Annotated in this window: 9 protein-coding genes and 1 pseudogene; all 10 read right to left on the minus strand. The window is 34.0% G+C overall.

Features of this window, described 5'->3' with window-relative positions; all coding sequences use genetic code 11:
* Positions 1–415: pseudogene (locus ACZQCL_RS04100) on the minus strand (aspartate/glutamate racemase family protein); the annotation flags it as partial.
* A gap of 4 nt (positions 416–419) precedes the next feature.
* Entirely contained in the window at positions 420–1487 is a 1068-nt protein-coding gene (locus ACZQCL_RS04105) for an iron-containing alcohol dehydrogenase family protein (protein WP_482481909.1), read from the minus strand.
* A 23-nt stretch (positions 1488–1510) separates the two neighbouring features.
* Entirely contained in the window at positions 1511–2155 is a 645-nt protein-coding gene (locus ACZQCL_RS04110; RefSeq protein WP_482481910.1) for an RpiB/LacA/LacB family sugar-phosphate isomerase, read from the minus strand.
* Positions 2156–2171: 16 nt separating this feature from the next.
* Positions 2172–2930 carry an SDR family NAD(P)-dependent oxidoreductase gene (locus ACZQCL_RS04115; RefSeq protein WP_482481911.1) on the minus strand — a complete coding sequence of 253 codons (759 nt, stop codon included), beginning with the start codon at positions 2928–2930 and terminating at the stop codon, positions 2172–2174.
* Positions 2931–2977: 47 nt separating this feature from the next.
* Positions 2978–3862, minus strand: coding sequence for a class II fructose-bisphosphate aldolase (locus ACZQCL_RS04120; protein ID WP_295766746.1), 885 nt, complete (start codon positions 3860–3862; stop codon positions 2978–2980).
* Positions 3863–3895: 33 nt separating this feature from the next.
* Positions 3896–5005 (minus strand): PTS fructose transporter subunit IIC, encoded by a 1110-nt coding sequence (locus tag ACZQCL_RS04125; RefSeq protein ID WP_482481912.1) that lies wholly within the window; start codon positions 5003–5005, stop codon positions 3896–3898.
* A gap of 26 nt (positions 5006–5031) precedes the next feature.
* Complete coding sequence (locus tag ACZQCL_RS04130; protein ID WP_118114908.1) at positions 5032–5346, minus strand: PTS fructose transporter subunit IIB; 315 nt, start codon at positions 5344–5346, stop codon at positions 5032–5034.
* Between the two features lie 108 nt (positions 5347–5454).
* Positions 5455–6000: a PTS sugar transporter subunit IIA gene (locus tag ACZQCL_RS04135; RefSeq protein ID WP_337532962.1), complete on the minus strand. Its 546-nt coding sequence runs from the start codon at positions 5998–6000 to the stop codon at positions 5455–5457.
* A 15-nt stretch (positions 6001–6015) separates the two neighbouring features.
* Positions 6016–7788 carry a BglG family transcription antiterminator gene (locus tag ACZQCL_RS04140; protein ID WP_482481913.1) on the minus strand — a complete coding sequence of 591 codons (1773 nt, stop codon included), beginning with the start codon at positions 7786–7788 and terminating at the stop codon, positions 6016–6018.
* A 19-nt stretch (positions 7789–7807) separates the two neighbouring features.
* The coding region (locus tag ACZQCL_RS04145; protein WP_482481914.1) for a helix-turn-helix domain-containing protein at positions 7808–8024 on the minus strand (217 nt) is incomplete at its 5' end.

The raw sequence follows: 8024 nt of genomic DNA on the forward strand, positions 1-8024 counted from the left end.
CATCTTTATTTGCTTCTACAGCCTTTCGCTTAATTAAGTTGCAACTAGGCAACATTGTTGATTTCACTGTCGCAATTACTCCAATCCTCTTTCCTAATTTCACTGCTTTTTTAGCCATTGGCTCATCAATTTTTAAAGTAGGAATGGAAGTTGACTTTTTAGCAACATCAAAAGCTTCACCCACACTTGAACATTGATTGAAAATCAAATCTGGATGTAATGAATTTGCAACCTGAACATACATGTTCATTCGCGAAATAATTTGAGGTGTTGGCCCATTATTCTTTTTCACTTCTTCTAGAAGTGAATCATCAATAATATTAACTAACTCAACATCTGGCATATATTTCTTAACCAATGCTTTTAAATCATTCAATGATACTGGGCTTGTGTGAATCATAACAATTTTCTTCATAGTTTTACCCCCTATAATCTTCTAATTTCATGATTGCGTTTAAAATCAATTCTTTTGTAACCTTATAAGGCACATGTTTTAACTCTTGATTGATTACGGTTTTCTCCAATATATCTGACAAGTCCTCATTTCTTCTTAGTTCTAAATCTGCTAAACAAATTGGAAGACCAATTTCTTCATGTAATCGATATGTTTTTTTCAATAATTCCATTTGATTATCCATCATCAATTGCACTAAAGTACCATAGGAAACAACCTCCCCGTGTAAATGGCCTTTCTCAATGTGTTGACGTACTGTAAGTCCGTAAAATAATGCATGTGATAATGCCGAATTAAATTCAGGATCCACAATCAAAGATACACAACCTGTCGTAACAATTATATTTTGTATAGTTCTTTCAACTTCATGACTTAGCTTATGCTCTTTGGCATCTTCTAACGCCTTCTTTGCATCTCTAAGTACAGGATAATAACAATTTTCTCCAATCTTAATACCTAATTCACTGGTGAAATTTAACTCATCATTACGTGCACTGAATGTAGATTCGATGTGTTTAGCCATTGTATCTCCTATGCCTGCCCACAAATATTTGATAGGTGCTCTAACAATAATATTTGGTTCAATAAAACAATGTAATGGTGGATTTTTCAGTTGCACAATTTCTAAAAATGTTCCATTTAAATCATACATAATACTAATTTTAGTAACTGCCGCACAAGTTGAAGCTATCGTAGGAATAGTATATACAGGGATACTTAATATATTTCCAACACACTTTACAGTATCAATACATTTTCCTCCCCCAATCGCAAATAATGCATTACAAGATTGTATGCCTCTTACCTGTAATATTTTATTCACATTTGCATAATTTGCTTCTTTTCCATAGCATTGCTCGGCAAGAATTTCATAGTTATCTGTATTTAGTACTTTTTCTGTGTATTGTTTTGCCTCATCATACGCTTTTTGTCCATAAAATATAGCTATTTTAGAGTGTTTGGGAACAAACTTGTCTATTTCTAAAAGTGCATTTTCTCCCATTGTAAAATTTGGTAAAAATGATGTTTTCATATGTACCTCCTAAAAAAGAGATTTTATTTCTCTAAAATCTCTTTTACAAATTTTTCTAATTCTGGATCTTGGCATCCGGCAAAGAAACATTCTTGGAATCGAGGTGATAAACTTCCTTTTACTAATTCTGGATCAATCGCCCTCAAAGCAGAAATTAAATCTTTAGAAATAGCCTCCTTCATTTGAGACAATAAATCCGCATTTCTATTTTGTGATTCTTTTCTTCCTGGTTCATTTGGATAACCCATTCCTTTTGGACTTCCAAAAGCTTTTTCAAAGATATATTGTAAATTTAAATCAGCTCCCCATCCAAATCCTTTAGCGTATGGTAGCGCTAATGCGTTACCATTGTTAATTTGCAAGAACAAGTATGCATCTGATGGATCAATACAATAACCACAAACGACACCAGGAAATGCGTTACATGCCATCATAGCTCCTTGTCCTGTTCCACATCCAGTTACTACAAAATCTACTGCTTTAGAATTCAATAATAGAGCTGCTTGAATACCAATATTTAAATATGTTAGATATGGATCATCTCCATCTTTACACATTCCTGTGTTATATACGGTGTGTCCCATTGGTTCAACCACTTTTTTCAATTCGTTCAATACTGTGGCATTTTTTGATGCCTGGCTAAATTCATTAATTAATGCGATTTTCATATTCTTTTCTCCTTGTTCATCTTGATAACCATCCACCATCGACAGGAATGGTTGCACCACATACATAATCAGATGCTTCACTAGCTAAAAATATAACAGTCCCTTGCAAAGTCTCTGGTTTTCCCCAATATCCTGCAGGGATACGGTCTAGCACCTCTTTATTTCTTACTGGATCTTCTTGCATAGGCTTTGTTAATGGGGTATCCATATATCCTGGTGCAATACAATTACAGTTGATGCCATATTTAGCTAATTCATTAGCCATTGTCTTTGTAAGTCCCATAACACCACTTTTACTTGCTGTATAAGCCGCTGTTAATATGCCGCCTGTAAAAGACAACATACTAGCGATATTAATAATTTTTCCTTTTGTTTTCTGTGCAATCATTTGTTTAGCTACACTTTGAGACAACAAGAAAATAGATTTTAAATTCAGATTCAAAATATAATCCCAATCTTTTACATCATATTCAAGAAATGGTTCGCGAATATTGGCACCTGCATTATTTAAAAGAATATCCACATGACCATATACTTTAATTACTTCTTCAACAATTTCATCCATTTTTTCTACAGTTGGATTCGATAAATCAGCACGATAATAATGGTATTTCACGCCTTCTTTTTCAATAGCTTCACGAATCACATGATCATCTTCACGTCTTCCAATATTAAAAATATCAGCTCCAGCTTTAGCTAATCCTTGGCACATTGCAAATCCAAGGCCTTGATTTGCCCCAGTAACAATAGCTACTTTCCCATTTAAATCAAACATTTTTCCTCCTTAATAAATAAGGTAGGCATCATACCTACCTTTGTTTATTATTCATTTCCGACTGTAACTGTTTCTCCATATACATATTGATTGTTTGAACCAATTACACGGATATAATCCTTAACAAACTTTTTGATAGCTTGTTCTGCAACCATCATAATTTGCATGTAATTTAAACCAGGATTTTCTTCCCATGCAGCCTTCATTGCATCTTCTGCAGCATGGAATGCATCTGTACATACATTAATTTTATTGATACCACCAGCAACAGCTTTACGGATGTTTTCTTCTCCAGAACCAGAACCTCCATGTAATACTAATGGCATTTTTAATGCAGCTTTTAATTCAGCCAAACGATCAAAATCTAATACAGGAACATATCCTTTAGGATAATTACCATGTGCCGTACCAATCGCAACAGCCAATGCATCCACACCTGTGTCCTTTACATATTGAACCGCTTGTTCTACATTTGTATATAAATCAACTTTAGAGTTATCACCATCTCCAGCTTGTCCTACATGTCCAAGTTCACCTTCAACACAAATTCCTTTTTGATGTGCCAAAGCAGCAATAGTAGCTGTACGCTTTACATTTTCTTCATATGGATATGATGATGCATCGATCATTACACTTGAGAAACCCCATTGAATAGCTGAAACTTCATCTTCAAATTTTTGTCCATGATCCAAGTTTAAAGCGACTGGAACTGTTGCTCTTTCTGCCATTTCTTTGATCATTGGAACCATTTCAGTTGGATGTGCCAAGTTAGCCATCTGACCAACACCAATATTAATAATGATTGGTGAATGTTCTTCTTCAGCAGCTGTAATAACCGCACGAGCCATTTCCATATTTACACTATTTACTGCCATTACAGCATAATTGTGTTTATCTGCATGAGTTAAAATGTCTTTCATTGATACGTACATAATATACCCTCTTTCTATCTATCTTTTTCTAAACTATTCAATGTTGATATCTAAGTCTAAATCAACAACTTCCTCTTCGTGATCTTCTTCTTCAGCTGGTTTCTTTTTGAAGATTGCATATAAGATACCAGTTACGACTGAACCAACTACCATGGCAACCAACCACATTAATGGGTTTGTTGATAATCCACATACGAAGATACCACCGTGAGCAGCAGGAGTTTCTACACCAGCAGCCATTGCGATACCACCAGCAATTGCACTACCTACCATTGAGCAAGGAATAAAACGTAATGGATCGTTTGCTGCAAATGGTAATACACCTTCTGTAATGAAGCAAAGTCCCATGAATAAACAAGAAACACCTGTATCTCTTTCAGCTTGAGTAAATTTCTTTGGTTGTAAGAATGTAGCAATTGCAACTCCAATAGGAGGTGTCATACCACCAATAATTTTTGCAGATTCTGGAGCAGCATATCCATCAGCGAATAATGCATTGGCAGCCATAGAAGCAGTTTTGTTGATAGGTCCACCCATATCGAATCCCATACAAGCACCGATTACTGCACCAACTAAGAATTTAGAACCACCATTCAATGACATAATCCAATTTTGAATAGCTGTCATAACTGCTGTCATAGGTCCCATCAATAACATGAAGAACAATGCCCCAACAATAAATGTAACAAATACTGGAATAATCAATACTGGAAGTAAGCCTTGTAATGCCTTTGGAAGTTTTTCTCCATACTTTTTAAATACATTGACTAACCAACCAACGATAAATCCAAGAATCAATGCACCGATAAATCCGGCTTTTGCTTGGTTTGCTGTATATCCTAAGATAAATGCAGGAACGATACCTGGACGTTCAGACATAGAATATGCAATACCAGCTGCTAATACGGCACAGGCGAAGCTCATCGCAAAATCAGATAATTTTGAAATAGCCCACCAGAATTGGCCCCAATCAAATGCATTTAAATAAGAGAAGATTGTAGCTCCAGAAGCATCTGGTGCTAAGTTTCCAACTTCCCAACCTCCTAAACCTTTGGCAAGAGCTCCTAAGATACCACCGGCAACAACCATTGGAATCATGTAGGAGATACCAGTCATTAAGTGTTTTTTAAAATCTTGTAACATATTAATTTCTCTCCTTATTAGTCCTGTTATTTTTTACCTAATTTTTTTTCGATTGTTGCAATTAAACTTTTTGGACTCTTCATTGCAACACTAATTGGAATATCTACAACTGGTTTTCCTTTGAATCGTTCAACACCACCAACTGCGATATCATGAGCAAGAATTACTACATCAGCTGCTTTAATATCTTCTGGAGTCAATTCATTTTGTGCGCCAATTGTTCCTTGTGTTTCAATTTTGCACTCATGACCAGCTTCAGTTGCAGCTTGTTGAATTTTTTCTGCAACAATGTAAGTATGTGCAATTCCTGCTGTACATGCTGTGATACCAATAATTTTCATTTTCTTTCACCTCCTGGCTTTCTTTTCTTTTGTTGTCCATATCATATATCGTAAAGCGCTTTCTTATTTCATTATTTAGGGCACTTTAATATGGTAATTTTTTATTAATTAAATTAAATCAATATCTAATTCCTCAATTGTTTCTTCCTCTTGATCCGATGTTTTTTCACCTTCTGCAACACAAGCTGAATCATTAACAATCACATCAATTAATTCTGATTTTGAAGTCACTTCTTGTAACTTACGAACACGATTGTCATTACCTAATTTTCCGGCTAGATCCGCCAATAATTTCATGTGATTCTCGGCAAAATTATTGTCGTCACTTACACAGAACAAGAAAATAATATTTGTATCTTGGTACCCATCTTCAGACATACAGCTCTCCCACTTTACATCTTGCACACAACGTCCAATCGCAATACCAATCTTGCGAACAGCACTACTTTTACCATGTGGAATTGAAATCTTATGTCCCATTCCTGTTGGTCCTTCTGCTTCACGAACATAAATGTCCTTGACAAACTGATCTACATCCGAAATATATCCTGCCTGCAACAATCTTTTGCTCAGATTGCGTAAAGCCTCATCTTTCGTTGTACCCTCAAGTTCCAAATCAATGATTTTTTCATCCAAAATTTCTTTTAATTCCATAATAATCTCCCTCCGTTATTGAATTAAGAATCGATAAAAATCTATATTTGATGTAAAGCCACGTAAGATACTTACTTGTTCATCTCCATCAACCAATTTTATATATTGTTTATAGAATTGCTGCGTTCTACGTATCTCAAAGTCTGTACTAAATTTAACAACCAACAAGAACACAACATCGACATATTTTGAATCCCACAAGATTGGTTTATCTAATGTAGCAATCACAATCTTTGCCGTATTGACCTCCTGCGTATCTCCATGAGGTATCGCAACACCATTCCCAATTGAAGTAGGTGTCATATTTTCGCGTTCCATTACAGTTTTAAAATACTTTTTAGTCACATAACCTTTATCAACCAGTTTGTTACAAAGCATCGACAACAATGATTTTTTATCTTTGACTTTTAAATGACAGAAAATCAAATCTGGCTCAAATAACTCGTGACATATCGCATTAAAACGTGCTGGCCTATCTTGCTTTTGCACACTTAATTCTTTGATTTTATCTTTTACACAATTCAAATTTGAATCACTCAACCAATCATCAATTTCCACTATACGATCATCTTCTGAATGTAAGTTTTTAGTTGTTAAAATCAAGTCATCTTTACAACGTGCTAATGAAAAATCATGCATACTTTGTACATGGATTTTCTTTATTTCATCGCAATTCCTTCTTAATTTATCGCAAATCATCTGGTTAATTCCATTCGATGCATTGGATACAAGAATTGCGGAAATCGGCTTTGAATTTCGCTCTAATGCAGATTGAATATAAATGGCGATGAAGCTTAATTCATCTTCCGTTATTTTCAAATTAAAATACTCTTCAAATAAAACTGAAATCAACCAAGATACTCTAAATGTAGTTGTATACTCATTTTTTATATACCCAGTTAGTTCATTGTTTGCACTACGATTGTATTTCAATCTGAAAATCGTAGGCCTTAAATGAATTAATAATCCATTATATAATTCGGTATCTTGTCTTAAATCCACATTTGTAACATTACTGATTACGTCAATCATTTTTTCTACGAATTCTTTTAATTTCGCATCATATTGCTCGATCAAAGATTCTGTATCATATGGCATTGCTTCATAATCAATCATTTTAGAACATAGGATCTGAATGGATAAGAATGCGATTTCTCCATCAGGTATATCTACATGAATATATCTTTGAATCTTTTTATAAATCTTTTCTGCTAAATGATATTCACTGTATTGAGAAAGAACTTCAAATTCTTTCTTTGAAATATTCAAATTTTTGATCTTATTTGTAACATTTTCGTAAACAGCAATACTTGTATATACTAGAATTTCATCAAAAGATTCATCGACTAAATTAAATCCCCATTCTTTTTCAACTTCAAGAATAGCATCTTTAATAATATCAACTTGTAATCCAGGCATAAAATAAGTAATACCCTCATAAATTGAGTGTGTCTCATCTAACTTAGTAATATAGTTTTTTAAAGCTAAACGATAAGAAGTTTCACTATACTCTAGTTCTATACCTTTGTTACGAATCACATTCAGCTTAATATCAAACATGTTCAACCAATCTTTACAATCTGAGATGACTTTTAACATTGTTGGCACACTCAAATATAATGTATCGGCTAAATCTTTCGAAGTAAGCCTTTTTTTACTGTTCACATTCAATATTTCTTGCAATGCCAATACCATTCGAGATTTATCTGATTGAACCAATTCGTTTTCATCAGCACTAATCAATTTTTGTATCTTCGCTCTTTGAGAAGTGTTGCACTCGAGCCACATTCCGATACGAGGTTTTTTTTCAATTGTACCTAGATTTATTCTCTTTCAACATATAGTTGATTGAATCAATCTTTGTACGAATTGTTTTTTCAGATAACCCTATTTCATCAGCCAATTGCTTGTTCGTGACCATTTCATGTGTTAAGAAATATTTCAATATTAAATTTGAATAAATAGTCGTCTTATTTTTAACTGTGTTCAATTCGCTCACTCCTTGCACGTATAAATTAACATAT

The organism is Holdemanella sp. (genome assembly GCF_056804935.1).

What these genes read in the sequence shown, in the direction of transcription:
- ACZQCL_RS04140 (WP_482481913.1), bottom strand. Translation starts at nt 7,788, where the DNA reads ATGTGGCTCGAGTGCAACACTTCTCAAAGAGCGAAGATACAAAAATTG.
- ACZQCL_RS04105 (WP_482481909.1), bottom strand. Translation starts at nt 1,487, where the DNA reads ATGAAAACATCATTTTTACCAAATTTTACAATGGGAGAAAATGCACTT.
- ACZQCL_RS04130 (WP_118114908.1), bottom strand. Translation starts at nt 5,346, where the DNA reads ATGAAAATTATTGGTATCACAGCATGTACAGCAGGAATTGCACATACT.
- ACZQCL_RS04115 (WP_482481911.1), bottom strand. Translation starts at nt 2,930, where the DNA reads ATGTTTGATTTAAATGGGAAAGTAGCTATTGTTACTGGGGCAAATCAA.
- ACZQCL_RS04125 (WP_482481912.1), bottom strand. Translation starts at nt 5,005, where the DNA reads ATGTTACAAGATTTTAAAAAACACTTAATGACTGGTATCTCCTACATG.
- ACZQCL_RS04110 (WP_482481910.1), bottom strand. Translation starts at nt 2,155, where the DNA reads ATGAAAATCGCATTAATTAATGAATTTAGCCAGGCATCAAAAAATGCC.
- ACZQCL_RS04135 (WP_337532962.1), bottom strand. Translation starts at nt 6,000, where the DNA reads ATGGAATTAAAAGAAATTTTGGATGAAAAAATCATTGATTTGGAACTT.
- ACZQCL_RS04120 (WP_295766746.1), bottom strand. Translation starts at nt 3,862, where the DNA reads ATGTACGTATCAATGAAAGACATTTTAACTCATGCAGATAAACACAAT.